Source organism: Caballeronia sp. LZ043, from assembly GCF_031451075.1.
Classification (GTDB): Bacteria; Pseudomonadota; Gammaproteobacteria; order Burkholderiales; family Burkholderiaceae; genus Caballeronia.
This window is the reverse complement of sequence record NZ_JARUXT010000003.1, coordinates 238,203-264,175: the sequence shown is the minus strand read 5'-3', so window position 1 is coordinate 264,175 and position 25,973 is coordinate 238,203. Positions and strand designations below refer to the sequence as shown.

Here is a 25,973-nt window from a genome sequence, read left to right as displayed (position 1 = left end):
ATGCCGCGATGCCCGCCGCAGATCTTCAGTGATGGTCGAAGAGCGAGATCTGGTTGGATTTGATCATCGACCGCACTTTTTTCACGAACGGCGCGTTCGGATCCTTCTTGCATTCCGTGGCGACGATCTCGCCGACCGGATGCGCCGTATCGACCACGACTCTGTCCGTCTCCTTGATGCCGAGCTTGTCCACGCCCGCGACCCAGTAGACGAGCGCGGGGCGATAGGCGTCATCGAGCTGGGTGAATTGCTCGCAGGTCATCTTCATGGGCGCGACGGGTTGGTCGTCCGCAAACACCGATTGAGCGGCAAGGGCACACGTCAGGGTCATCAGAACATAGGCTGGCTTCATGGCTTTCCTTGGAAGAGGTGGTTGTGTTGAATACGCTTCTTCATGCACTTCAGGCCTGCTTGGTCATAGTAGGAAAGCTGACTCGTCAAATGCGATGCGCGCCATCGAAACAGGCTTTCGGCTTGACTGCACGATGCCGCACAGGCTGCGCGAAGGCCGCGCACTGCGCTAATTCGCCGCTCATTCACGACGCCGAGAATCATCCTCAACCGATGCGCACTCAAGCCGCACCGCGTTCTGAGGAGAACCATCATGAAGAAGACCGGTTATGTGATCGCCGCCACGGTGCTGAGCCTTGGGTGCATCAGCGCGGCTCAGGCGCATGTCTTCGTCGGGATGAGTATCGGCATGCCGGTCGCGCCTGTCGTGATGGCGCCGGCGGTCGTGCCCGTGTCTCCTTACGTTCCCTATGCGCCCTACGCTCCGGCGACCGTATATGCGCCGCCACCCGCCTATTACGCGCCGCCGCCTGTCTATGCGCCGCCTGTCGCGGTCGGGTACTGGGGACATCCGGGCTGGTGGGGACCGCGCTATGGTGTCGGCTACTGGAGATGAATGCCGGATGCCTTAGCGCGGCGCGTGCTCGTCCTCGACGGCACTCGCGAGAAGCATGTGCAATTGCCCGGTGGTCAGCCCCCGGCATGGCGTGATCGGATTCGCGCCGATCGCGATTTCGGCGGACCCGTTGCGGGCGAGCCAGTCGTGCAGCTGATGAGCGAACTCCCTGATGTCCCGCGGGCCGAGCACGGCAACGAGCATGGTTGCCGTGCGCGACGGCTCCCCTGTCGCAACGCTTCGCTCGATCACGATGTGATCGACCGAACGCTGGAGCCGGTGCAAGAGACTCGCCGTGACCGATGCGGCCGCGGTTTCTTCGTCCATGTACAGCGTCAGGACGATCCGGTTCGTTTGCATGGCTGCGGTTTCTCGTTGTGCCGCAGGCGGGCCTGCCTGCGTTCACCTCACGCATCGTAACCCGCTGACGCCCTCGAATAAAAAACCGCCACCCGCGACATCAATCGGAATACGCGCTTGTCACTCCGGAATATGCGGCTCGACCAGTCTCGCCAGTTGCAGCAGCGATTCCTGCCAGCCGAGATAACACATCTCCACCGGGATCGCTTCCGGAATGCCCTCCTGCACGATCCTCAGTTCGGTCCCGCACGACACCTGTCGCAAGGTCACCGTGACGCGCATTTCGCCAGGCAGGTTGGCGTCGTCGAAACGGTCGGTATAGCAAAGCTTTTCGTTCGGCACGAGTTCCAGATACTCGCCGCCGAATGAATGGCCGTTGCTCGTGCCGAATTGATGAAACGACATCTTGTGCGTCCCGCCGACACGCGCATCCAGTTGATGAACCCGGCAGGTGAAGCCATAGGGCGGCAGCCATTTCGCGATGGCGTCGGGTTCAAGAAACGCGCGATAAACGCGTTCCGGCGGAGTGCGCAAGACGCGGTGCAATTGAACGGTTCCGGTAGCCATGGTGATTTCCTCTTCTCAGGACAGGTTGGAGATATATCGACGACGTTTCATCGAAGGGTAAATCGACAGATGGCCAGCATATTGGCCTGGCGCGATTACCTGCCAAAAGAAGTGATGGTTGTCGTCAAAGTTTCACAAGCATGTTTCTTCGGCGATACAAAACCGCCATTGCCAGATTTACCGCATTCACCCCATCCTCTTTTGTATAACCAATACAAAAGATATCGGGGACGACTCAAAAGCCGTATTGCAAGCCCCTGCGCGGCATCCAATTGCATTCATATTATGGAATGACATGCAATTTTTTCGCGTCGTCCATTTTCGTTACAAGAAGTTACTTCTTACGTCATACTCATCTTGATTCAGCTGTGTAACATTTCTTCAAGTCGCCAACAAACCGACTGAAGCGCGTTTCGCATCGCATTTCTCCCGCGAACGTCTAGCCCGATCGCCACTTTTTCCGACTGCTTCGAATGGCCATTCGAAAGCAGTGGGGACATTTTTCTCCGGCGATTCCAATCAACGATTTCCGGATCTAAAAGAAATGAAAAATCTCCGTACGAGTGCTTATGCGTACTGCTTAGGTGCGCTTATCTTGTCAGCCTGCGGTGGCGGGAGTGACAACGGTGGTCCGTCGAGCGTCGCCAACAGCGCTGATCCCGCCACGGTCATCGATATCAACCGGCATCCCGCTTCCGTGAGCGGCACCGTCATTCCGCCCGCCACGTCGCTCAATGACTCCAGCGGCGCCGTGTGGACCGTGAAAAGCGGCGTCATCTATCGCGCGAATGTGAAAGCCGGCTTCTCGCAGGACGTGATCGCGCTGCTCTGGTACGCGGGCAAGATCTATCAGCAGAACGTGAACAAGCTATGGTGGGTCTGGCAGAACAACACCTGGGTCGTGTCGGCGGACCCGCGTCCCGCCACGTCCACGGGTTCATCGACGGGCACCACGTCAGGCACCACTACGGGCTCGGCCTCGGGTTCGACCGCAGCCTCTTCGCCTGCATCGTCTTCGACGGCCGCATCGGCGCCGTCGAGCGCATCGTCGACAACCGCGGCGTCCACGGGCACGTCCACGTCGGGCGCGCCGGGCATGCCCTTCTTCGGCGTCAACGAGCATTACGCTTACGGCGGCGTCTATTCGCAGACTCCGCTGAGCACCCAGGCAGCGACGATGGTCGACCTCGGTCTCACCGGCATTCGTCAGGACGTGCACGGCTACGATCAGATCGATACGCTGGCGGAGAAAGTCATCCCCGGTCTCGGTTCGAGTGTCACGGTGATGCCGCTGATCGACGCCTACCCTTGGGACGATCCGACCTTGAACGGCAAGACGCCGACGGAATCGAGCGCCTACACCTACGCCTACAACATGGCGGCCTACGCGGCGACGAAGCTGAAGGGCGTGCCGGTGGTGGAGTTCGGTAACGAATACGATCTCGACGTTCACAACAAGCGCATCGCGAACGACGGCGTCAATGTCTCCGACTACGACAACACGACCTGGCCGATCTGGCGCGGCGCGCTGCGTGGTTACTACGACGGCTGGCGTTCGGTCGATACGGCGGGACAGACGAAGGTCATCGCGACGGCATCGGCGGGTTTCCTCTATCTGGGCTGGTACAAGGGCATGCTGACGGGCGTTCAGCCGGACGGTTCGACCGGGCATCCGAAGGTGAAGACCGACATCATCCAGCTGCACTGGTATTCGGACGGCCTTGATCCGCAGAACACCTGGGGCAAGGACGGCACCAACTACAACGTGCTGAAGATCCTTCACGACGCCTATAACCTGCCGATCATGTTTACGGAAATCGGCGTGAACTTCGACTTCACGACACAGCAGGCGCAGGCCTACATCACGAAGACGATTCCTGAGCTGTACGCGGCGCGTAACACGTATGGCGTGGTGGGCTTCCAGTGGTACGAGCTCTATGACGATCCCACCGGCGACTACGGCATCCTCACCAACAGCGGCCAGAAGAAGGCCATCTACGCGACCATGAAGGCGGCTGTTCAGGCATCGCACTAAGCCTGAGCTTCATGTGAGCAGAGTCCCGGTGCACGGCGCGCAGCCGTCCACCGGGACTTGTCGTTTTTTGCCTCACGCGCCACGCTTCGGTGCGATACCTAACACTGTGCGCGTATCGGGCGCTTCGATCCTCCTTCCGATCCGGACATATTGTGTGAGCGATGTCTTGCGCACGTACAGCGCCGCGCGAGACATCGTCTAATGACGGCTGTACCGGAACCATTGCGGGTCGACAGCACCATGCGTGTCATCACCAGACGACGATTCATCTCCGCGGCATTGGCCGCCTGCGCAGTGGGCGTCATCGCCCCGCGTGCGCGCGAACACGACGAAGCGGGCGGCATCCCTTATGGCGCCGCGCGCCGCCAGCGGCTCGATCTATACGCCCCGGCCGCCGATGCCGGTTCAAAGCGGCCCATCGTCGTGTACTTCTATGGCGGCGCGTGGCAGAGCGGCCATCGCTCGGACTCGCATGGCGTGGCGCAGGCGCTCGCCGCACATGGCGTCGTGACCGTCGCGGCGGACTATCGCCTGTATCCGGACACGGTCTTTCCCAGCTTCCTCGATGATCCCGCCACGGCTGTACGCTGGGCGCACGATCACGCGCATGAATTCGGCGGCGATCCGCAGCGCCTGTTCGTCATGGGACATTCGTCCGGCGCACACATGGCGTCGATGCTCGCGACCGATCCGCGCTATCTGGCGGCGCATGGGCTCTCGAATCGCTCGCTTGCCGGCATGATCGGACTGGCGGGACCGTACGCCGTCATTCCGACGACGGACCCGCACATGGACGAGATCTTCCCTGCCGCGTTGCGTTCACAGGCGCTTCCGATTGCCTTCGTCGACGGCAACGAGCCGCCGATGTTCCTCGCTGCCGGCACCGACGACAAGGATGTCGATCCGCGCAACAGCGACCGCTTCGCCGATGTCCTGCGCGCGCATCACGACAAGGTGGAGTTGAAGAAGTACCCGGGGCTCGGGCACGTGACGATCGTCGAGTCATTCTCGGCCAAACCGGGCAAGCCCTCTCCGGTGCTGGCCGATGTCGTCGCGTTCATCGACGCGCATTAGCATTCATCAGGCTTCCGGTTCGGCCCAGCGCAGCGCGAAGCCGTTGCGCGCCTCGTCGATATAGCCCGCATGCGGCGCCATGAAATGCCCGGGCAATAGCAATGCGCGATGCTCGCAGGTTGCCTGCAAGACCCGCTCGCGTGTCTGCGCCGACTGCACCGGATCGATACAGCCAAAGCAGCTCCATTGCGGATACCGGACCTGCACCGGGTGATGGATGATGTCGCCAGTCATCACGGCGCGTGCATCGTCAGACTTGACCCAGATCGCCACATGCCCCGGCGTGTGTCCCGGCGCCGGTTCGAGCGTGAGGCAACCGGCGAGCTCGGCGTAGTCGTCGACGATCATCGCCTGCCCCGCTTCGATCACCGGCAGCACGCTGTCCTGATACGCGATCAGATGCGGGCCGCCCTTGCCTGCGTCGGCTGCGCACTTCGCTTCCCAGAAGGCGTGCTCGCGCCGCGAGAACACATACTTCGCGTTCGCGAACGTAGGCACCCAGCGCCCGCCGACGAGCCGCGTGTTCCAGCCGATGTGATCGGCATGCAGATGCGTGCAGAGCACATAGTCGATCTCTTCGGGCGTCGCGCCGGCGGCAGCGAGCCGATCGAGAAACGGCGTGTCGAGTCCGCACCAGTCGGGCCGGCCGGGCCGGTCCTTGCCATTGCCGACGCAGCCGTCGATGAGGATCTTGTGCTTGCCGGTATCGAGGAGCCATGAATGCATGCTGAGCAACAGGCGCCCCGAGGCCGCGTCATAGTGGCCCGGCGTCATCCACGAGAGATTTTCGGCGAGCGCCTCTTCGGTCGCCAGCGGAAAGAACTTCAGGAAGTTGAACGAGTGATCCACCATCTCTTCGACGAGCGTCGCCGTGATCTTGCCGATCCTGAATCGAATCATGTGGGTTGTCTCCTGATGAAGGTTGTGCTCACGCAGCGGCGGCTTCGCGTTGCACGGCGTCGTCCTCGACGGCCGCGGGTTCCGCCGCGCCCAGTTCCTGACCGGCGGCCTCGCGCAGTTGCGTGATGCCGATCACCGAGATGACGGAAGCCAGCGCGATATACGCCGCAAGCGGCCAGTAGCTGCCCGCCCAGCCCACCATCAACGCGGCGAGAATCGGCGTGGGACCGCTCCACACGACGGTGGCGAACTGATACGCCACCGACACGCCGCTATAGCGAATCGCCGCGTGGAACTGTTCGCCCATCAGGCTGGGCTGCGTGGCTTGCGTGCTGCCCTGTCCGATCAGCGCAATCGAAATGGCCGCTACGATCATCGGATAGCTGGCCGTATGAAGCATGGCATAGAAGGGAAAGATGAACAGGCCGATGAAGATCATGCCGCCCATATAAACCCGCTTGCGGCCGATGCGATCCGAGAGCGCGCCGAAGATCGGTTGCGTGACGGTTTGCAGTAACGCGCCGATCATCAGCGCGCGCAAGGCGAGCGGCCGTGGCACGTGCAGGTCCTGCGTCAGATACACCAGCGAGTAGACGGCGATGGCGTAGAAACTCGTGTTCTCCGCTGCTTGCGCGGCCAGCAGGCAAAGCGTCTTGCGCTTCTCGGTGCGGAGCACGGTTGCGATAGGCAGACGATCCTTCGCATTGGCCTTCTGCAGCTTCCTGAAGCTGGGTGATTCGGAGACGCTGCGGCGGAGCACGATGCCGAACACCACCAGCACACCGCTCACGAGAAATGGAATGCGCCATCCCCACGCGGCGAATTGCTCGCTCGAGAACATCGCCGTGGTGAGGGCCATGACGCCTGTCGACAACAACAACGCGGCGGGAATGCCGCACTGAGGCCAGCTGCCGAACGCACCCCGCTTCTTCGCCGGCGCATGTTCGATCACCATCAGCGTGGCGCCGCCCCATTCGCCGCCGACGGCGAAGCCTTGCAGGAAGCGCATCACCGTCAGCAGGATCGGCGCGGCAACGCCGACTTGCGCATACGTCGGCAACAGGCCGATGAGGAAGGTCACGCCGCCCATCATCGTGAGGCTCATGACGAGCATCGCCTTGCGGCCGATGCGATCGCCGAAATGACCGAACACGATACCGCCCAGCGGACGCGCAATGAAGCCGACCGCAAAGGTCGCCAGCGAAGCGATGGTGCCCGCGACGGGGTCGAAGGCCGGGAAGAACAGCTTGTTGAAGATCAGCGCCGCCGCCGATCCGAATATGAAGAAGTCGTACCACTCGAGCGTCGCGCCGATCGCGCTCGACCATGCGACGCGCCGGATATCCTTGTTATCGACCATTCCTGTCTCCCGCCATTTCTTCGTTATTGTCTGCGCCGCGAGGCAAGCGGATTCAGCGTTGATGTCACCCGGACGGACGAACGCGACCCGGCACACGGCCGAGATGAATTCGGCCATGCCGGAGCTTTCGAGCAGGAGGGAGATCATGCTGAGCACGCCAGTTTCGATGGCGCTGCCGTAGTCGATTCGCGGTTTGCGAAACGACGAATTCCGAGCTTAGTACTGGCGTGTTGGGGATGCTCGAATACCTGTTATGCGATAACCAACGACGCCGATAGCGAGAGAGGCTGGTCGCAATTTCTACCCGGTAAATTTTATTCAATACTCCTTGCATTTCGCACGCGCGTTCGCGATCAGGGTTTCTACGGTGAACGTTTTGCATGTCACTGCAATTCTTGCTGCATCCCAAGTACGACAAAAGATTTTTTTACTGAGACAAGCGTTTACATTCATCTCATAAGAAGATAAAGTTCGTTCCGTTGATCAGGTTTTCGGCAATGCTTGCTGAACCGGGACAGAACCTCCGAGAAATCGGCTTTTTTTACCGGACACGCGCAAACGTTGTACCAGTTCCGTCGACGTAGCCTTGAAAATGATCTGATGTTATTTCACGAGGCTTAACCGGGCGAATGACCCTTTCATTTGCTCGACTCTGCCATCCAGAGCGCTAGTCGTGTCACGCACTGGATCTTGTCGGTAAAAAATCCGTGTCGCACCCCACCGTCCGCCAGCGCAATGAGCGCGGCTGACAGGACTGGTGCGCTCATCTTCCGGATGACTAATCAATGTCATCTCAACGATGAGAACGGATGGATGCGATTCAAAGCAGTTTCGAATTGCGCACAGACAGGTCCATCAAGCGTGTATGAATTCACGATCGTTGCGCTCACCCATTAGCCCTGCTGATCGCAATGACGACTCGTAACCAAACCTCCGTTCGCCGCTTCAACGTTTTCTCCGCACGCAAGATCACGGCCGTCGCGACCGCCGTCCTCACCAGCGTTCTGCTCGCCGCATGCGGCGGCGGCGGTGATTCCGCCCTCGACGCAGCCGCCACCGCCAAGGCCAGCGACCTGCCTGAATCCACCGCAAAGGCTGCGACCAGCTCGTCCATCTTCTACGGCGTGAATGGCCGCAACACCAACGGCGGCGCCTACGACGGCACGCCGGTCGCAACCCAGCTTGCACAGCTGAAGGACCTCGGCGCGAAGATCTATCGTAACGACGTGTACAACGTGGCATCGGCCGCAGTCGTCGCGAAGATGACGCAGACGATGGCCGCCGGCGGCGTGACGGTCTATCCGGTGCTGATGCTCGGCGCTAACTACAACAACGAGCAGGACGCCTACAACGCGGGCTATACGCTGGGCCGCCAGGTCGCGCAGACCTACAACTGGCAATACTACGAAGTCGCCAACGAACTCGAAGCGCAGGCGCTCAACGGCAATGTCGACGGCACCAACTGGAAGCACTACAAGAACCAGCCGTTCGTCGTCGCGCGTGGCGTGTATCGCGGCCTGATCGCAGGTGTGAAGTCGGTGAACAGCTCGGCGAAGATCATCATCAACGGCACCTGGCTGCACTACTCGTTCTTCCAGATGCTGCTCGACGGTTCGCAGCCGGACGGCACGCACGGTCACCCGACCGTCAGCTGGGACATCACCGCGTGGCACTGGTACTCGGATCAGGGCGACATGACGCACGCATGCGGCGGTTCGGGTTGCTACGACATGCTGGCCGTGCTCAAGTCGCTTGGCCGTCCCATCTGGATCAACGAGTTCGGCGTCCGTCCGAACTACGGCTCGGATCAGCAGATCGCGAACTACATGTCGGGCAACACGATGATGGCGCAGTTCCAGAGCGTGGCGTCGAAGTACAACATCCAGTCGATCCAGCAGTTCGAACTGTATGACGACAGCGAAGGCAACTTCGGCCTGCTGCGCGGCGACGGCAAGACGCAAAAGCCGGCTTACACGGCCTACAAGAACTTCGTTGCATCCCACCCGATGTAATGCATGACGCGGGATCCGCAGATCCCGCGTAGTTCGAAACGCAACGAGCGACCCTGGCGGTCGCTCGTTGCGTTTGCGGCGCGGTGAATCCCTACAACAGCGGCCGATACGCCGGCACATAGGCAACCGCTTTCATGTGGGCCAGCAGATCGTCCGGCCGCTTCACACGCGCGAGTCCCTGCTCGAAGATGTATTCCGCCACCTTGGCGGCCACGTGCATCGACGCCTCGAAGATTCCGCTCTGCGGCGGGTAGATCAAGCCCTTGCCGAGACTTTCATCGCTGACCTGCTCGGCGACCGCCTTCGCCGCGACGATGAACATGTCTTCGGTCACCCGCGTCGCTTCGGTGGCGAAGACCGCCATGCCCATCGCGGGAAAGATGTACACGTTGTTGCCCTGTCCCGGCACGAACTGCCGTCCTTCGATCTCGACCGGTCCGAACGGGCTGCCGCTCGCGAAAATCGCCTGCCCTTTCGACCAGCGGTACGCTTCCTCGGCAGTGCACTCGGAACGCGAAGTCGGATTCGAATAGGGGAAGATGATCGGGCGTTCGTTGATCTCGCTCATTGCTTCGATAACCGGCTGGTTGAACAGTTTGGGCACCGTGCTCACGCCGATGATGCCGGTAGGTTTGAGCGCGCGCACTGCGTCGACGAAGCTGTCGAGCGGTTCGTGATCGATCGCGAAGGGCTGCTGGAACGCCGCGAGATCCGTGCGCGAGCGGACCATCAGTCCGTTGATGTCGAAGAGGCTGTTGCGCGCGCGGGCCGCGTCGATGTCCAGGCCTTCGAGCGCCATGGCTTCGCTGACGAGTTCGGCAATACCTGTCGCCGCCGATCCGCCGCCGAGGAACAGGAAGCGCTGTTCGGTCAGCTTCTGTCCGGAGATGCGCAGAGCGCCATAGATGCCGGCCAGCGCGACGGCCGCGGTGCCCTGGATGTCGTCGTTATAGGTGCAGACCCGGTCCTTGTAGCGCGCCAGCAACGGCACGGCGTTGAAGTTCGCGAAGTCCTCCCACTGGATGCAGCACTTCGGATACGCGTCCTGGACCGCGTTCACAAATTCGTCAAGAAACGCATCGTAGTCGGCGCCACGTACGCGTTCCTGCCGCAGGCCGAGATAAAGCGGGTCTTCGAGCAATGTCTGGTTGTTCGTGCCGACATCCAGCATGACGGGCAGGCAATGCATCGGCGGCACGCCTGCGCAGGCGGTGTACAGCGCCAGCTTGCCGATCGGAATGCCCATGCCGCCGACACCCAGATCGCCGAGCCCCAGGATGCGCTCGCCATCCGTCACGACGATGAACCGAACGTCCGTTTCCGGCCAGTTGCCGAGCAACTCCCTCACGCGGCCGCGCGCATGGATCGGAAGGTAGAGGCCGCGCGTGGCCCTGAAGATCTGATCGAACTTCTGACACGCTTCCCCGACTGTCGGCGTGTAGACGATCGGCATGTAGCTGGCCGGATCGGACATCAGCAACGCATAGAAGAGTGTTTCGTTGCGGGCCTGCATGTCGGAGAGAAACAGGTAGCGCTGCAGGTCGCTATCGAGTTGCGACAGCTCGGCATGCGTGCGCGCAATCTGCAATTCGAGCGAGCTGACTCCGGGCGGCAACAGCCCTTCGATGCGCCAGGCCTTGCGTTCTTCGAGCGTGAACGCCGTCCCGTGATTCAAGCGCGGATTGTGCAGGACGTCATAGCCATGTGTCTGAAGAGACATGATCGCTTCCCCTGGACGTGAGCCTAAGCACGTAGTGTAGGCAGACTTCACGGACCGATGAAGCGAAAACGCACGGTTTTTCGCGCTTGACCGGACGCCGCACTGGACCTCTTCGGTCAGATGAAACGCGGGGACCGCTTATCAGCATGCCTATATGACAGACATTCGGCCGAGCGCCTTGTTGCCGTCGCGGCCTGCACCTACTCTCGGTCAGAAGGCGCATTGCCGTCGATGCCGCCTCGATTCGTGGCACACCAACGAACGATTCATGGAGAAGACATGCGCGACAACCTCAGTCCCGTCATCGCCGGTCCGGCAGGCACATCCGCAATTCCGGAGCAGCACACGCGCTCCATCCTGTTTGCGGGCGGCACGAGCACCCGGACGATAGCGGGCATTGCACGGCGGCTCGCCGTGGCCGGACAACGCTTCGAGCTGCATCATTTCCTGCAGTCCGCGGACCGCAGCGCGCAGCACGACGAGATCGACGCCCTGCGTCATCACGGCAAGGTGCATCGTCATGTGGATCTGCCTCATGCGCTCTTCGAACAAGCGTGTACGCATGCGCTCAGTCCCGCACGCGCCAACACGCAGATCTATTGCAGCGGCCCGCCCGCATTCATGGATTTCATCGCGCACCACGCGCGCGACTGGGTGTACGCCGCCAACATCCACAGAGTGGGTCCGGGCGCGCAGGCGCTTCAGTCGAAGTCCACCTGATCGCTGCGGCGCAATGCATCGAGCCGCCTGATCTGCTCGGGCAGGATGCGACCCAGCGAGAGCGGCGGCAGGGCATCGAGCGGGAAGAACCCGGTCTCGTTCGTCTCGCTGCCGATGATGTCGCCGGCCTGCGTAATCCGCCCGAGAAACACCAGCTTCCAGATATGGAACACGGACGGCGGGTGCGCATGCGCATTCATGTCCCACACGGCAAGCAGGCGCACGATATCGACGGTGAAGCCGCTCTCCTCGCGCGCTTCCTTGGCCGCGTTCGCAGCCGGCGATACACCGATATCAGCCCATCCGCCCGGCAGCGACCACCTGCCATCCGCAAGCTCGCGCACCAACAGAATGCGCCCTTCGTCATCGAATACGGCACAGCGCACGTCGAGCTTCGGATTGGCATAACCAGACTCGAAGGCGAAGAGTTGCGCGACGTGCTGCGTGTCCATCGACGCCAGCTCCGCGAGTTGCGCATGCGCGATCTGCGCGATTTCCTCATAGCGCTCGCGGTCGAAATCGCCGGTGGCATAGTGAAGTCCCGTCTGGGCAATCGCGAGCAGGCGGCGCGCCTGTTGCAGGCGCAACTGCGCCTGCGCGACGGGTGTCGTGTGCAAGGGGTTATTCATCGAGACTCACTTCGCATCCATGTCGGACTCGTAGAACATCGCAAAGAGCTCGGACTGTGAATTCACGCCGAGCTTCGCGTAGATATGCTTCTTGTGCGCCCGCACGGTTTCAAACGAGATCGCCAGTTTCTCGGAGATCGCGCGTGAGGAAAAGCCGCGCAGGATCAGCATCGCCACTTCAGTCTCGCGCGCCGTCAGCACGCTTCGCCCACTCCGGCTGCCCAGCGTGCCGAAGCGCGCGGCCATGTGCTGGTCATCGCCTTCCACGGGCGCATGCGCCTCGTGCGCCGCTTCTCGCTCGAAGCGCACGCGCTGCTGCATCAGCGCCAGCACCCACGGCGCATAGAGCGTGAGCAGCGCGGTCTCGCGATCGTCATACCGGCTCGTCTTGCCCAGCGACAGACCCATCGTCTCGTTCTGCCCGATGTACACGTTGAAATGCACTTCATCGCCGACGATATTGCGCTTGAAGTAGCGCTGGTAATACTCGGTCATGCGGAAGTTGTCGGGCGCGACGTCGGCGAGCGTGTAGAAGCCCGACTGACGCATCTCGAAGGCGGCGAGATAGAACGGATCGAGCTGATACATCGCCGACAGATAGTGCTGGAACAATACGTCGATCTTGCCGTCGGGCAAGGCCTGCTCGGCCAGCACGTGCGGCGAGTCATCGCGCAGGAAGCGCAATGCGACCCAGCTGTCGAAGGCCACGTGCCGTTCCAGCACGCGTGTGAGACGCGCCCAGAATTGCGGGCCGTCGAGGGCCTCGATGGCCGAGCCGATCTCCCGGTGAAAGGCGAGATCCCGCCATTCCAACTCCATGCAGTGCTCCTGTGGGGTACCCCGGATGGGTAATTTCTCGCCAAAAATATTACCTTGATAATCGGCCGTGACGCCGGCAGTCCAGGCGCGAATCATCACATGGCGCGACGCATCCGGCGTGTTCAGCGCGTCTGAAAGGGATATGGAAGGAGACGGGCAATGCAAGTGGAGCTGGCGCAACTGCAACTGATCGACGGCGATCTCGCGCACAACACGCGCAAGGTCGTGCAGACGATCTCGAACGCCGACACCTCCGGCGGCACGAAGCTGATCGTGTTTCCCGAGACCACGCTGTCGGGCTTTCCGGTGCGCGAGAACGTGGCGCAATTGGCGCAGGCGCTCGACGGCCCCGCGTTGACCGCGGTGCGCGACGCCGCACGTCAACGCCGCGTGGCCGCAGCGGTGGGATTCACCGAGCGCGAAGGCGCGCGTTTGCACAACACGACAGTGCTCATCGACGAACGCGGCGAGATTGCACTGCGTTATCGCAAGACGCATTTGTGGGCGTCGGACATTGGCATCTACACGCCGGGCGACCGCTTCTCCACCTGCATGTGGAACGGCCTCACAGTGGGCCTGCTGATCTGCTACGACATCGAGTTTCCCGAGACCGCGCGTGCGATTGGCGCGCTGGATGCGGACCTGTTGCTCGTGACGAACGGCAACATGGATCCGTTCGGTCCGGTGCATCGCCGCGCCATCGCCGCGCGCGCGATGGAAAACCAGATGTTCGCGCTCATGGTCAATCGCTGCGGCTCGGGCGATGAAGCGTTGACGTTCCCCGGCTTGTCCGCGCTCATCGATCCTTTTGGCGAAACCGTCGTCGAACTGGGCGGCGCGGAGACCGTGACGAAAACGGACATCGACCTGAAGCGACTCGAAGCCAGCCGCGAGCACTACAACTACCACCATGACGCGCGCGTTGCGCTTGGTCTGACAGCCGTCCAGGAAGCCGACGGCACCCGTTCGCTGTTGATCGACGCGCGCGCCCGCAAAGCAGGCTGACCGCACGACACGCTGGTCGAATCACAGAATCACAACACCATCGGCCGCCGCCGCGGCCAGGAGACACCATGCAGACTTCATCTTCCGAACCCACGCATCTGAAACGCACGCTCGGCTTGCCGTCGGTGCTGCTGTTCGGCCTGGCCTACATGGCGCCGCTGATCGTGTACGGCACCTATGGCGTGCTCGCCAAAGCCAGCGGCGACACGGCCGCCCTCGCCTATCTGCTCGCACTCATCGCGATCGTCTTCACGGCCCTGAGCTATGGCAAGCTCGCACGGCTCTTTCCGGTGGCGGGCTCGGCCTACACCTACACGCGCAAGACCTTCAACGCGCATCTCGGCTTCATGATCGGCTGGGCGACGCTGCTCGACTATTTCTTCCTGCCGATGGTGATCTGGCTGATCGGCGCGGCCTATCTCAACGCCGCGTTCCCGCATGTGCCGTCGTGGGTGTGGATCGTCGCGTTCATCGTGCTGACGAGCGGACTGAACATCGTCGGCATCGAACTGGCGGCGCGCTTCAACATCGTGCTGATGATCGTGCAGCTCGTGATCGTCGCGCTGTTCGTCGCGCTCTGCTGGCATTACGCCGCAGCGGTTGCCGGGCCGGGCGGCATCGCGATGGCCGAGCCGTTCTTCAAGCCGCATGTGCCGCTCGGCGTGACGATGGCGGGCGCCGCGATTGCCGCCTATTCGTATCTCGGCTTCGACGCGGTGTCCACGCTCACGGAGGAAACCATCGAACCGAAGAAGAACATGCCGCGCGCCATCGTGCTGATTGCGTTGATCGGCGGCGCCATCTTCGTGATTGCCGCCTGGACGATGCAGCTCGCGCACCCCGGCGTCGAATTCAAGGATACGGATTCGGCGGCGTTCGAGGTCGCGAAGATGATCGGCGGCGATCTCTTCGTGAGCGTGTTCCTCGCAGGGCTGATTCTCGCGCAGTTCGCTTCGGGCATTTCGGCGCAAGCGAGCGTCGGCCGCCTGCTGTATGCGATGGGACGCGACGAGATCCTGCCACGACGCATCTTCGGGTTCGTGCATCCGCGCTTCAAGACGCCGGCGTTCAACATCGCGATTGCGGGCGTGGTCGGCTTGATCGCGTTGAAGATGGATGTCGCGACATCGACGTCGTTCATCAACTTCGGCGCGTTCCTCGCGTTCACGGCCGTCAATCTCTGCGTGATCCGCATCTGGCTGTCAGGGAATCATGGCGAACGCCGTATCGGCATGCTGGGCGGACTGGTGTTTCCGGCCATTGGCGCCATCGCCGATATCTGGCTGCTCGCGAGCCTGGAAACGCGGGCGCTCGTGCTCGGCGCAGTCTGGTTCGTGGTGGGGATCGCTTACCTGTGCTGGATCACGAAGTTCTTCCGGCAGGCGCCGCCGGAAGTGGCGCTGTAGGGCAAGCGCGCCGACCAGCTGGGCTTCCCGAAGAAAAGCCAGGCTCGACACAGCGCGCCCTCGCAAGACCCAGGGCGCGCCGCCCATCAGAACTTCCACTGCAAATTCCCCGTCAGCGTGTGATCCTGCGCACCGCCGCCATACTGGCCGGAGTATTGCACGCCAAAGCTCAGGTTCTTCGTGATCGCGGCATCCACGCCCAGTTCCACCACAGCGGCATCCCGCGCGATCGGCACGCCCGTCACGTCGAACGCGCTGCCGCCCGCGACGAACGCCACACGCGAGACCGGCGTGGTATCGCCCATCGCATGCCGCCAGCCGGCCATCGCGCGGGCGGTCAGCATGCCGCGTGCGCCGGGATAGAAGCGCCATGCGGCCCGCGCGCCGAGCGTCGAATAGGTGATGCCCTGATTGTCGGAGTCGCCCTTGAGCGCGGCCGGCCCGCTCTCTTCGAAGCCGTCCGAAGACACGTTCACGTAAGCGAGCGCGGCGAACGGTTCCACCGCGACCGGTCCCGCCGCGATGCCATAACCCACCTCGCCGAAGACCTGTCCGATCCTGGTCGTCTGGCCCGAGCTTTCCTTCGCGTTGAAGCCCGAGAAGCCGATCGTGCGATCCGTGTCCGCATGATTCCACGAGTAGCCGCCGCCCATGCGCACGCCCAGCGGGCCGTACTGCGCACCGCCGTACAGCGCAAGGTGATAGCTGTCCACCGAAGCGCTGGCGTTGAGGTCGTCGCTGATCGAGCCGTGACCGAAGCCCGCCGCCGCGCCCACGCGCCAGTGATCGTTCACCGCCGTATCGACGCCGGCGAAGAAGCCGCTGGTGGTCTGCGTCACATCGGATACGCCGCTCGGGCCGTTCAGCCGGTCATGCGCGCCATAGCCCTGCGCCCAGACCGTCGGCCGCCACGGCGCGCGCTCGGCGCAGGCCGCGCTGGAGCCGCGATGCGTCGTGCCGGCCGCGTTCGTCGAGGTGTCGTCGCACATCGCGCCTTGCGATGACGACAGCGCCGCCAGCGGTCCGTCCTCCGGCGAGAGGCCGCGGCGCAGACGGTCGGTGACGGCGTCGCGCAAGAGGCGGCTGTCGTCGACCAGCATGCTGCGCGTGCTTGCGTAGATCTCGCCCGCGAGCGTCGCGAAGCCCCAGCGGGCGCTCGGCGCATCGGACAGGAAGATGGCGTCGAACACCGGATTGCCGACGCCGAGCTGGGCGATGGCCGTGGCCGCCGCGCGCTGGTTCGGCGTCGCCGCGATCGACGGGAACAGCACGCCGTTCGGCACCAGCGACAGATACACGTTGTTGGCGTCGTAGCCGAGCGTCGGCGTGAGGAACACCAGGTTCGACGTCGCGTTGGTGAAGGCCCCGTTCACGCCGCCCTGCGAGGTGAGGATGGTGTAGTTGTTGTCGAGCCCCCACTTGCCGCCGCCGGCCTGCACGTTGACGGTGCCGCCCTGGATCGTCGTCGTGCCGCCCGCCAGGATCTTGCCGCTCTGCTGCTGCGGATTCGCGCCGACGTTGTAGTTCGAGCCGGGTTCGAAGGTGACGTTGCCGGCGACGTTGAGCGCCTGTCCGGGCGTCGTCGCGGCAGCCGTGCCGCCGTCGTGGACCACGACGCTGCCGACCGTGCCGCTGCCCGACACCGTGCCGCCCGAACCGACCGTCACGGGTGCGGCGGGCATCGCGCCGGCGACGTCGAGCGTGCCGCCGCCCACCGCCACCGGGCCAGTGCTCGTGTTGTTGCCGGTCAGCGACAGCGTGCCGTCGCCGACCTTCGTCACCGTGCCGCTGCCGCTGATGCTGCCGCCATAGGTCACGTTGCCCGAGCTGTTGAACACCAGCGAACCGTTGTTGTTGATCGGACCGGTGATGCTGCCGCTGGTGCCGCCGTTGCCCACTTGCAGCGTGCCGCTGTTGATGGTCGTGCCGCCCGTGTAGGTGTTCTCGCCGGTGAGCGTGAGCGTGCCGGGACTCGTCTTGGTCACGCCGCCCGCGCCGCCGATGGTGCCGCCGTAGTCGCCGCCGCCCACCGCGATGCCACCCGTGCCCACGTTGACCGCCGACCCGGACACGCCGTTGAGGGTCGAGATCGCTACTTGCGTGGTGCCCGTGTTGAGCGTGCCGCCGTTGAGCGTGACGGTGCCGCTGCCGAGCGCGGTGCCGGTGTTCGCGGTGATCGAGCCGCTGTTGAGCGTGGTGCCGCCGCCGTAGCTGTTGTTGCCGGCGAGGGTCAGGTTGGCGGCGCCGTCCTTGGTGATGCCGCCGCCGCCCGTCACCGGCGAGGTCAGCGTGAGATCGTTGCTGCCGCCGAAGGTCGCGCCCGTGTTCAGCGTGACCGCGTTGCCGATGGTGAGCGCCGTGGAGGTATCCAACGTCGACGGGGCATCGACGCTGAGGCCGCCGGAGCCGAGCGCGCCGGTATTGCCGAGCACGAGCGTGCCGCCCGCGAGCGAGGTGCCGCCGGTGAAGGTATTGGCGCCGTCGAGCGTCTGCGAGCCCGTGCCTGTCTTCACGATGCCGCCCGTGCCGCTGATGGTGCCGCCGTAGACCGAATTGCCGTTGACCGCGAGATTCAGGCTGTGCGAGCCGAGCAGCACGCTGCCGCCCGCGACGCCCGAGAGCCCGCCGAGCGTCGGATTCGTGCTGGCGCCGCTTACGTCGAGCGTTGCGCCGGGCTGGCCGATATCGACGACGCTCGCGCTGTCCAGCGAGCCGCCTGCGCCGAGTGCGAGCGTGCCGGCGTTGATCGTCGTGTTGCCGGTGAAGGTCTGCGCGCCCGTGAGCGTCTGCGTGCCGCTGCCTTGCTTGACGATGCCGCCCGTCCCGCCGATCGTGCCGCCGAAGGTGGTGTTGCCCGCATCGCCGAAGGCCAGCGTGTTGCCGCCCAGCGCGACCGAGGTGCCGCCCACGCCGCTCAGCGCGCCGATGGTTTGCGGCGTGTCCGCGCCGCTGACATCGAGCGCGGTGCCGGCGTTCGCGAGGTTGACCGCGCCGGTCGATGCCAGGCTGCCGCCCGCGCCGACCGCAATGGTGCCCGCGTTCACGGTGGTGCCGCCGGTGAAGGTGTTGCCGCCGGTGAGCGTGAGCGTGCCGCTGCCGTCCTTGGTGACGCCGCCGGTGCCGTTGATCGCGCCGCCGAAGGTGGTGCTGTTGGCGTCGCCGAGCGTCAGCGCGGTGTTGCCGAGCGTGACCGCAGTGCCGCCGACGCCGCTCAGCGCGCCGATCGTACGCGGGCCGTTCGCGGCGCTCAGGTCGAGATCGGCGCCGGTACCCGACAGATTGACCGCGCTGCCCGCGGCGAGGTCGCCCGCGCCCGCGAGCACCAGCCTGCCTGCGCCGATGTTGGCGCCGCCCGTGAAGGTCTGCGCCGCGGTGAGCGTTTCCGTGCCCGTGCCTTGCTTGACGATGCCGCCCGTCCCGCCGATCGTGCCGTTGAAGGTGGCGTCGCCGGCATCGCCGAAGGTCAGCGTATTGCCGCCGAGTGCGACCGAGGTGCCGCCGACGCCGCTCAGCGCGCCGATGGTCTGCGGCGCGCCTGCGCCGCTCACATCGAGCGCGGTGCCGGCGTTCGCGAGATTCACCGCGCCGGTCGATGCCAGGCTGCCGCCCGCGCCGACCGCGATGGTGCCGGCATTGACCGTCGTGCCGCCGGTGAAGGTGTTCGCGCCGCTCAGCGTCTGCGTGCCCGCGCCGTTCTTGACGATGCCGCCCGCGCCGTCGATTGCTCCGGCGAAGGTGCCGTCGGCGGCGGTGCCGAACGTGAGCGTGTTGTTGCCGAGGCCCACGACGGAGCCGCTCACGCCGTTCAGCGCGCCGATCGTCTGCGGTCCGCTCGCCCCGCCGATGTCGAAGCCCGCGCCGGGGCCGGTCAGCGTCACCGAGGTTGTCGGCGTGAGGCCGCCGCCCGCGCCCAGCGCGAGCGTGCCTGCATTGATCGTCGCGCCGCCGGTGAAGGTGTTGGCGCCGGTGAGGGTTTCGGTGCCCGCGCCCGTCTTGACCAGGCCGCCGGCGCCGGAGATCGTGCCGCCGAAGGTGGCGTTGTTCGCGTCGCCGAGTTGCAGCGTGTTGGCGCCGAGCGTCACGTTGGTGCCGGCCGCGCCCGCGAGCGAGCCGATTGCCGGCGCCGTGGTGGCGCCGCTCACGTCGAGCGCCGCGCCCGCGTTCACCAGATCGACGATGCCGGTCGGCGACAGGCTGCCGCCCGCGCCCAGTGCGAGCGTTCCGGCGTTGATGGTCGTGCCGCCGGTGAAGGTGTTGGCGGCGGTGAGCGTTTCGGTGCCCGCGCCGTTCTTGACGATGCCGCCCGCGCCGTTGATCGTGCCCGCGAAGGTGCCGTTGGCGACGTCGCCGAATGCGAGTGTGTTGTTGCCCAGGCCGATAGCCGAACCCGCCGCGCCGTTCAACGCGCCGACGGTCTGCGGTCCGCTGGCGCCGCTGATGTCGAAGCCGGTGTTCGCGGCGAGATTCAGCGCGCCGGTCGCGGCCAGGCTGCCGCCTGCGCCCAGTGCGAGTGTGCCTGCGTTGACGGTCGTGCCTCCGGTGAAGGTGTTGGCGCCGGTCAGCGTTTCGGTGCCTGTGCCGTTCTTGATCACGCCGGCCGTGCCGCTGATCGTGCCGCCGAAGGTGGCGCTGGTCGCATCGCCGAAGGTCAGCGGGTTCGCGCCCAGCAGCACCGACGTCCCGCCGACACCGCTCAACGCGGCGATTGTCTGCGCACCGCCTGCGTTGCTCAGATCGAGCGATGCGCCCGTTCCCGCGAGATCGATCGCGCCTGTCGGAGCGAGACTGCCGGTAGCGCCCAGTGCAATGCCGCCCGCGTTGATCGTCGTGCCGCCGGTGTAGGTGTTCGCGCCTGTCAGCGTTTCGACGCCTCCACCATTCTTGACGAGGCCGCCCGTGCCGTTGATTGCACCAGCGAACGTGCCGTTGTTGCCATCGCCGAATGCGAGCGTATTGTCGCCAAGGCCGATCACCGAACCGGCGACGCCGTTCAGGCCGCCAATCGACTGCGGCCCGCTGGCGCCACTGATATCGAGACCCGAACCCAAGCCCGTAAGCGTGACCGCACCATTCGACGCCAGACTGCCGCCCGCGCCCAACGCCAGCGTGCCAGCGTTGATCGCAGTACCGCCGGTATAGGTGTTCGCACCCGTCAGCGTCTCCGTGCCCGTACCGTTCTTGATAAGGCCGCCCGCGCCGCTGATGGCGCCGCCGAACGAGGCGTTGGTTGCGTCACCGAAGGTCAGCGGGTTCGCGCCCAGCAGCACTGAAGTACCGCCGACACCGCTCAACGCGCCGATCGTCTGTGCACCGCCTGCATCGGTGAGATCAAGCAATGCGCCCGTTCCCGCGAGGTTCACCGCGCCTGTCGAAGCGAGGCTTCCGCCCGCGCCGACTGCAATGCCGCCCGCATTGATCGTCGTGCCGCCGGTGTAGGCGTTCGCGCCGCTCAGCGTTTCGACCCCCGCGCCATTCTTGACGATGCCGCCCGTTCCATTGATCGCACCAGCGAACGTGCCGTTGTTGCCGTCGCCGAATGCCAGCGTGTTGGCGCCGAGACCGATCGTCGAACCGGTAACGCCGTTCAGACCGCCAATCGATTGAGGCCCATTCGCTCCGCTGATGTCGAGACCCGCGCCGACGCCCGAGAGCGTGACCGCGCCGTTCGACGCCAGACTGCCGCCCGCGCCGAGCGCCAGCGTACCCGCATTGATGCCCGTACCGCCGGTATAGGTGTTCGCGCCCGTGAGCGTTTCGGTGCCCGTGCCGTTCTTCACGAGACCGCCTGTGCCATTGATCGTGCCGGCGAACGTGCCGTTGGCGGCATCGCCGAATGCGAGCGTGTTCGCTCCGAGACCAACCACTGAACCCGTCACGCCATTCAACGCGCCGATGGTCTGCGGTCCGCTCGCCCCGCCGATGTCGAAACCCGTTCCCGCATTCGCAAGCGTGACCGCGCCCGTCGACGCCAGGCTGCCGCCTGCGCCCAGCGCGAGTGTTCCGGCGTTGATCGTCGTGCCGCCGGTGAAGGTGTTGGCGCCCGTCAGTGTTTCGGTGCCTGTGCCGTTCTTGGTCACGCCGGCCGTGCCGCTGATCGTGCCGCCGAAGTTTGCGTTGGTCGCATCGCCGAAGGTCAAGGGATTCGCGCCCAGCAGCACCGCACTGCCGCCGACACCGCTCAATGCACCAATTGTCTGCGCGCCGCCTGCATTCGCCAGGTCCAGCGACGTTCCTGCTCCCGCGAGATTGACCGCACCCGTCGATGCCAGACTGCCACCCGCGCCGACTGCGATGCCGCCTGCATTGATCGTCGTGCCGCCGGTGTAGGTGTTCGCGCCCGTAAGCGTTTCGACGCCTCCACCATTCTTGACGATGCCACCCGTCCCGTTGATCGTGCCGGCGAACGTGCCGTTGTTGCCATCGCCGAACGCAAGCGTGTTGGCACCGAGGCCGATCACCGAACCGGCTACGCCGTTCAGGCCGCCAATCGATTGAGGGCCGCTGGCGCCGCTGATATCGAGGCCCGAACCCAAGCCTGTAAGCGTGACCGCACCATTCGACGCGAGACTGCCACCCGCGCCCAACGCCAGCGTGCCAGCGTTGATCGCAGTACCGCCGGTATAGGTGTTCGCACCCGTCAGCGTCTCCGTGCCCGTACCGTTCTTGATAAGACCGCCCGCGCCGCTGATCGCGCCGCCGAAGGTGGCGTTGGTGGCGTCACCGAAGGTCAGCGTGTTCGCGCCCAGCAGCACTGAAGTACCGCCGACACCGCTCAACGCACCGATCGTCTGCGCACCGCCTGCATTGGCGAGATCAAGCAATGCGCCCGTTCCCGCGAGGTTCACCGCGCCTGTCGAAGCGAGGCTTCCGCCCGCGCCGACTGCGATGCCGCCCGCATTGATCGTCGTGCCGCCGGTGTAGGTGTTCGCGCCGCTCAGCGTTTCGACCCCCGCGCCATTCTTGACGATGCCGCCCGTTCCATTGATCGCACCAGCGAACGTGCCGTTGTTGCCGTCGCCGAATGCGAGCGTGTTGGCGCCGAGACCGATCGTCGATCCGGCTACGCCGTTCAGACCGCCAATCGACTGCGGCCCGCTCGCGCCGCTGATGTCGAAGCCCGAACCCAGGCCCGTGAGCGTAACCGCCCCGTTCGACGCCAGACTACCGCCCGCGCCCAGCGCCAGCGTGCCGGCGCCGATCGTCGTCCCGCCGGTGTAGGTATTCGCGCCCGTCAACGTCTCGGTGCCCGTGCCCGCCTTGGTGATCCCGCCCGTTCCGCCGATCGAGCCGCCGAAGGTCGCGTTGGCGCCGTTGCCGAACGTGAGTCCGTTCCCGCCCAACGCCACCGAGGTTCCCCCGACTCCGCTCAGCGCGCCAATCGTTTGCGCGCCGGTCGCGCCGCTGAGATCGAACGATGCACCCGCGCCCCCCAGGTTCACCGCGCCCGTCGATGCCAGGCTGCCGCCCGCTCCTAGCGCGAGCGTTCCGGCGTTGATCGTCGTGCCGCCGGTGTAGGTGTTGGCCGCAGTGAGTGTTTCGGTTCCCGTACCGTTCTTCACGATGCCGCCCGTGCCGTTGATCGTGCCGGCGAACGTGCCGTTGCCGGCATCGCCGAATCCCAGCGTGTTCGCGCCGAGTCCGATCGTCGAGCCCGCCACGCCGTTCAGCGCGCCGATGGTCTGCGGCCCGCTCGCCCCGGCGATGTTGAAGCCCGAGCCTGCGCCCGCGAGCGTCACCGCGCCGGTCGAGGCCAAACTGCCGCCCGCGCCCAGCGCGAGCGTGCCGGAGTTGATCGTGGTGCCGCCGGTAAAAGTGTTCGCGCCGGTGAGCGTCTCGGTGCCCGTGCCCGCCTTGGTGATGCCGCCCGCGCCGCTGATCGCGCCGCCGAACGTGGCGTTGCCGGCATCGCCGAAGGTGAGCCCGTTGTTGCCGAGCGCAACCGACGTCCCGCCGATCCCGCTCAACGCCCCGATGGTCTGCGGGCCGCTCGCGCCCGCGATATTGAACGCAGCGCCCGCGCCGTTGAGATTCACCGCGCCCGTCGAGGCCAGGCTGCCCCCCGCGCCCAGCGCGAGCGTGCCGCCGCTGATCGTCGTGCCGCCGGTATAAGTGTTCGCGCCGGTCAGCGTTTCGGTGCCGGTGCCGGTCTTGGTGATGCCGCCCGTGCCGCTGATCGCGCCGCCGAACGCCGCGCTGGTCGCGCCGCCGAGACTCAGCGAATTCGCCCCCAGCAGCACTGACGTTCCGCCGATACCGCTCAGCGCGCCAATGGTCTGCGCGCCCGACGCGCCGCTCAAGTCGAACGACGTGCCCGCGCCCGCGAGATTCACCGCGCCGGTCGGCGCCAGGCTGCCGCCCGCGCCCAGCGCGAGCTTGCCGGCGTTGATCGTGGTCCCGCCGGTGTAGGTGTTCGCGCCCGTCAGTGTTTCGGTGCCCGTACCACTCTTGACGATTCCGCCTGTGCCGCTGATCGTGCCGCCGAAGGCGCCGTTGCTGGCATCGCCGAACGTCAGCGTGTTCGCCCCGAGTCCGATAAGAGAACCTGCCACGCCGTTCAGCCCGCCGATGGTCTGCGGCCCGCTCGCCCCCGCGATATTGAAGCCCGCCCCCGCGCCGGTGAGCGTCACGGCGCCGGCCGGCGCCAGGCTGCCGCCCGCGCCCAGCGCCAGCGTGCCGGCGTTGATGCTGGTGCCGCCGGTGTAGGTGTCCGCGCCCGAAAGCGTCAACGTGCCTGTGCCGTTCTTCGTGAGGCCACCTGTGCCCGACATGACGCCCGAGAGCGTCGTGCCGTTCGTGCCCTGCACCGTGAGGCCGCCCGTGCCGAGCGTCACCGCATTGCCGACCGTCAGGCCCGCGGTTCCCGCCTGGATCGTGCCGCCGGTCGACGTGATCGTGCCGGTGCCGAACGCGCCGCCATCATTGAAAATGGCCGTCGAGCCGCCGAGGAGCGTCGTGTCCAGCACCGTCGAGGCGCCGTTGAGCGTCCAGGTGCCGCTGTTCAAGCCGAGATGCTGGAAGTTGATGTAGTTCGACGTATTGATGGTGCCCGTCGTCGGACCGCCCCCCGCCTGCGTCAGCAAGAGCGTGTTGTTGCCGCCCGCGCCGCCGTCCACGATGCCCGGCACCGCAAAGCCCAGCGAAAGCCCCGCGACACCCAGCACGTTCAGGCTCGCGCCGGGCGCGGTGCTCACCGACGAGCCCGTCTGCGCCGTGAACGTGTTCGTGGTTCCCGCACCCATCGACACGCTGCCGTTGATCGTGCCGCCATTGGTGAAGGTGTTGCCCGCTCCCGAGGTCGGCGCCTGAAACGCGACCCGTCCGTTGATCGTGCCGGTGTTGGTGAAGTCCGTGCGCGCGCCGCCGTAGGACGCCACCGTGGCTGCGTCGTTGGGAATCAGGGTGACGCCAAGCAGCGCCGTCGTGCCCAGCGTGCCGCTGTTGTTGATCGTCGTGGTGCCGCCCGTGCCGTTCTGCGCGACCAGCGCGAGGCCGGTCAGGTCGGCGAGATTGACGCCGAGCAGGCCCGTCGTGCCCCTGATCGTGCCGGCATTGGTGACGCTCACGTTGTTCGCCGACGCGTTGCCCACCACCGCGCCCGTCGCCAGCACGCTCAGGACGCCGAGCAGCGAAGGATCGATGGTGCCGTTGTTGACGAGCGTCGGATTGGCGCCGGACATGCTGAGCGCCGTGCCGAGTCCTGGAGTGAGCGTCGCGCCGGACTGGACGGTCACCGTCTGCTGCGGCGTCGTGCCGACAAAGGCGCCATTCGCGCCTGTGCACGACACCGAAGTCGTGCCGAGACAGAGCGCTTGCGCGTCAGTGCTCGCCAGGCTGGCGATTATCGCCAGGGAGAAAGCGATGAATAGGGGAAAGGAGTTAAACCAACCGAAGCGCGAAGATACGACCAAATCATTTTTTCTTGCAAAGCTGTATTCGACGGCCATCGTCAGCTCCGGCTTGCGTGCATTGTCGACCGCTCCCGGTGTGGCGGGAGCGGTTTTCAGGCGCACGCAGTTCTCTCAGGTTTTGAGCCGACGAAGTGGTCCTTTTAGCACGGGTTATGGAAACGTTTGCGCTGTTCCTCAGGCTTACGGCGCTCCTGTCTCACACCCGCTTCAAAAAAAGCCAGGACTCATCCTTCGTCGAGCTTCTCTTTAACGGCTAAGCGCAAGCATAGGCCACCCTCTCTTTCGCCTCCAAGCTCAGTTGTCTCTCAACGCACGCCTTCGGCAGAAGAATTATTCTCCTGAAAGCAATGTTCATATCAATCAAACCTTATTATCGTTTCGATAAACGAAATCGTCCGACGCAATTCGCTTTCAATTATCGGGTTTCATTCTTTTTGCATCCCCGTTTTCTTCAGGCGCAAAAGGATTGAGCAAAAGACAACAGGCAGAAAAAATAACCCGCGATAATGCAGGCAATCGGCAATTTATGTTGTGGAAGCAGTCCGTATTCC

General features: G+C 64.6%; 16 protein-coding genes. 7 read left to right on the top strand and 9 right to left on the bottom strand.

The window, feature by feature from the left end; genetic code table 11:
• Positions 1 to 25: 25 nt before the first annotated feature.
• Positions 26 to 352 carry an HdeA/HdeB family chaperone gene (locus QCE64_RS21440; RefSeq protein WP_309923348.1) on the bottom strand — a complete coding sequence of 109 codons (327 nt, stop codon included), beginning with the start codon at positions 350 to 352 and terminating at the stop codon, positions 26 to 28.
• A gap of 252 nt (positions 353 to 604) precedes the next feature.
• On the opposite strand from QCE64_RS21440, the gene QCE64_RS21435 reads away from it, so the two are divergent.
• Positions 605 to 907 carry a hypothetical protein gene (locus QCE64_RS21435; RefSeq protein ID WP_309923346.1) on the top strand — a complete coding sequence of 101 codons (303 nt, stop codon included), beginning with the start codon at positions 605 to 607 and terminating at the stop codon, positions 905 to 907.
• Between the two features lie 12 nt (positions 908 to 919).
• Here the strand turns inward: QCE64_RS21435 and QCE64_RS21430 are convergent, their stop codons facing one another.
• Together QCE64_RS21430 and QCE64_RS21425 are read right to left on the bottom strand one after the other, a co-directional pair.
• Positions 920 to 1,267, bottom strand: a complete 348-nt coding sequence (locus tag QCE64_RS21430) for a hypothetical protein (RefSeq protein WP_310006113.1) — start codon at positions 1,265 to 1,267, stop codon at positions 920 to 922.
• Positions 1,268 to 1,387: 120 nt separating this feature from the next.
• Entirely contained in the window at positions 1,388 to 1,834 is a 447-nt protein-coding gene (locus QCE64_RS21425) for an SRPBCC family protein (protein WP_310006111.1), read from the bottom strand.
• Between the two features lie 595 nt (positions 1,835 to 2,429).
• On the opposite strand from QCE64_RS21425, the gene QCE64_RS21420 reads away from it, so the two are divergent.
• Together QCE64_RS21420 and QCE64_RS21415 are read left to right on the top strand one after the other, a co-directional pair.
• Positions 2,430 to 3,869: a beta-glucosidase gene (locus QCE64_RS21420; protein ID WP_404987423.1), complete on the top strand. Its 1,440-nt coding sequence runs from the start codon at positions 2,430 to 2,432 to the stop codon at positions 3,867 to 3,869.
• 240 nt (positions 3,870 to 4,109) lie between these two features.
• Complete coding sequence (locus tag QCE64_RS21415) at positions 4,110 to 4,943, top strand: alpha/beta hydrolase (protein ID WP_309923338.1); 834 nt, start codon at positions 4,110 to 4,112, stop codon at positions 4,941 to 4,943.
• 6 nt (positions 4,944 to 4,949) lie between these two features.
• Here the strand turns inward: QCE64_RS21415 and QCE64_RS21410 are convergent, their stop codons facing one another.
• Positions 4,950 to 5,843, bottom strand: a complete 894-nt coding sequence (locus QCE64_RS21410; protein ID WP_309923336.1) for an MBL fold metallo-hydrolase — start codon at positions 5,841 to 5,843, stop codon at positions 4,950 to 4,952.
• Positions 5,844 to 5,871: 28 nt separating this feature from the next.
• The gene (locus QCE64_RS21405; RefSeq protein WP_309923334.1) at positions 5,872 to 7,350 is read right to left on the bottom strand and encodes an MFS transporter; all 1,479 of its coding nucleotides are present in this window, start codon (positions 7,348 to 7,350) and stop codon (positions 5,872 to 5,874) included.
• Between the two features lie 764 nt (positions 7,351 to 8,114).
• On the opposite strand from QCE64_RS21405, the gene QCE64_RS21400 reads away from it, so the two are divergent.
• Positions 8,115 to 9,215, top strand: a complete 1,101-nt coding sequence (locus QCE64_RS21400) for a lipopolysaccharide biosynthesis protein (protein WP_309923332.1) — start codon at positions 8,115 to 8,117, stop codon at positions 9,213 to 9,215.
• Between the two features lie 91 nt (positions 9,216 to 9,306).
• On the opposite strand, the gene QCE64_RS21395 is transcribed toward QCE64_RS21400, so the two are convergent.
• On the bottom strand, positions 9,307 to 10,935 hold the full coding sequence (locus QCE64_RS21395; protein ID WP_310006109.1) for an NAD-dependent malic enzyme: 1,629 nt from the start codon (positions 10,933 to 10,935) through the stop codon (positions 9,307 to 9,309).
• Positions 10,936 to 11,214: 279 nt separating this feature from the next.
• Here QCE64_RS21395 and QCE64_RS21390 point away from each other — a divergent pair, with 279 nt between their 5' ends.
• Positions 11,215 to 11,655: a hypothetical protein gene (locus tag QCE64_RS21390; RefSeq protein WP_310006107.1), complete on the top strand. Its 441-nt coding sequence runs from the start codon at positions 11,215 to 11,217 to the stop codon at positions 11,653 to 11,655.
• Here the strand turns inward: QCE64_RS21390 and QCE64_RS21385 are convergent.
• On the bottom strand, positions 11,637 to 12,284 hold the full coding sequence (locus QCE64_RS21385; protein ID WP_310006105.1) for an NUDIX hydrolase: 648 nt from the start codon (positions 12,282 to 12,284) through the stop codon (positions 11,637 to 11,639). The two genes, QCE64_RS21390 and QCE64_RS21385, sit on opposite strands and share 19 nt — an antisense overlap.
• Before the next feature lie 6 nt (positions 12,285 to 12,290).
• On the bottom strand, positions 12,291 to 13,103 hold the full coding sequence (locus tag QCE64_RS21380; RefSeq protein WP_309923325.1) for a helix-turn-helix transcriptional regulator: 813 nt from the start codon (positions 13,101 to 13,103) through the stop codon (positions 12,291 to 12,293).
• A 159-nt stretch (positions 13,104 to 13,262) separates the two neighbouring features.
• Here QCE64_RS21380 and QCE64_RS21375 point away from each other — a divergent pair, with 159 nt between their 5' ends.
• The gene (locus QCE64_RS21375; protein ID WP_310006103.1) at positions 13,263 to 14,108 is read left to right on the top strand and encodes a carbon-nitrogen hydrolase family protein; all 846 of its coding nucleotides are present in this window, start codon (positions 13,263 to 13,265) and stop codon (positions 14,106 to 14,108) included.
• 68 nt (positions 14,109 to 14,176) lie between these two features.
• Positions 14,177 to 15,514: an APC family permease gene (locus tag QCE64_RS21370; RefSeq protein ID WP_309933198.1), complete on the top strand. Its 1,338-nt coding sequence runs from the start codon at positions 14,177 to 14,179 to the stop codon at positions 15,512 to 15,514.
• Positions 15,515 to 15,600: 86 nt separating this feature from the next.
• Here the strand turns inward: QCE64_RS21370 and QCE64_RS21365 are convergent, their stop codons facing one another.
• Positions 15,601 to 25,299 (bottom strand): autotransporter-associated beta strand repeat-containing protein, encoded by a 9,699-nt coding sequence (locus QCE64_RS21365; protein ID WP_310006101.1) that lies wholly within the window; start codon positions 25,297 to 25,299, stop codon positions 15,601 to 15,603.
• Positions 25,300 to 25,973: the final 674 nt, after the last annotated feature.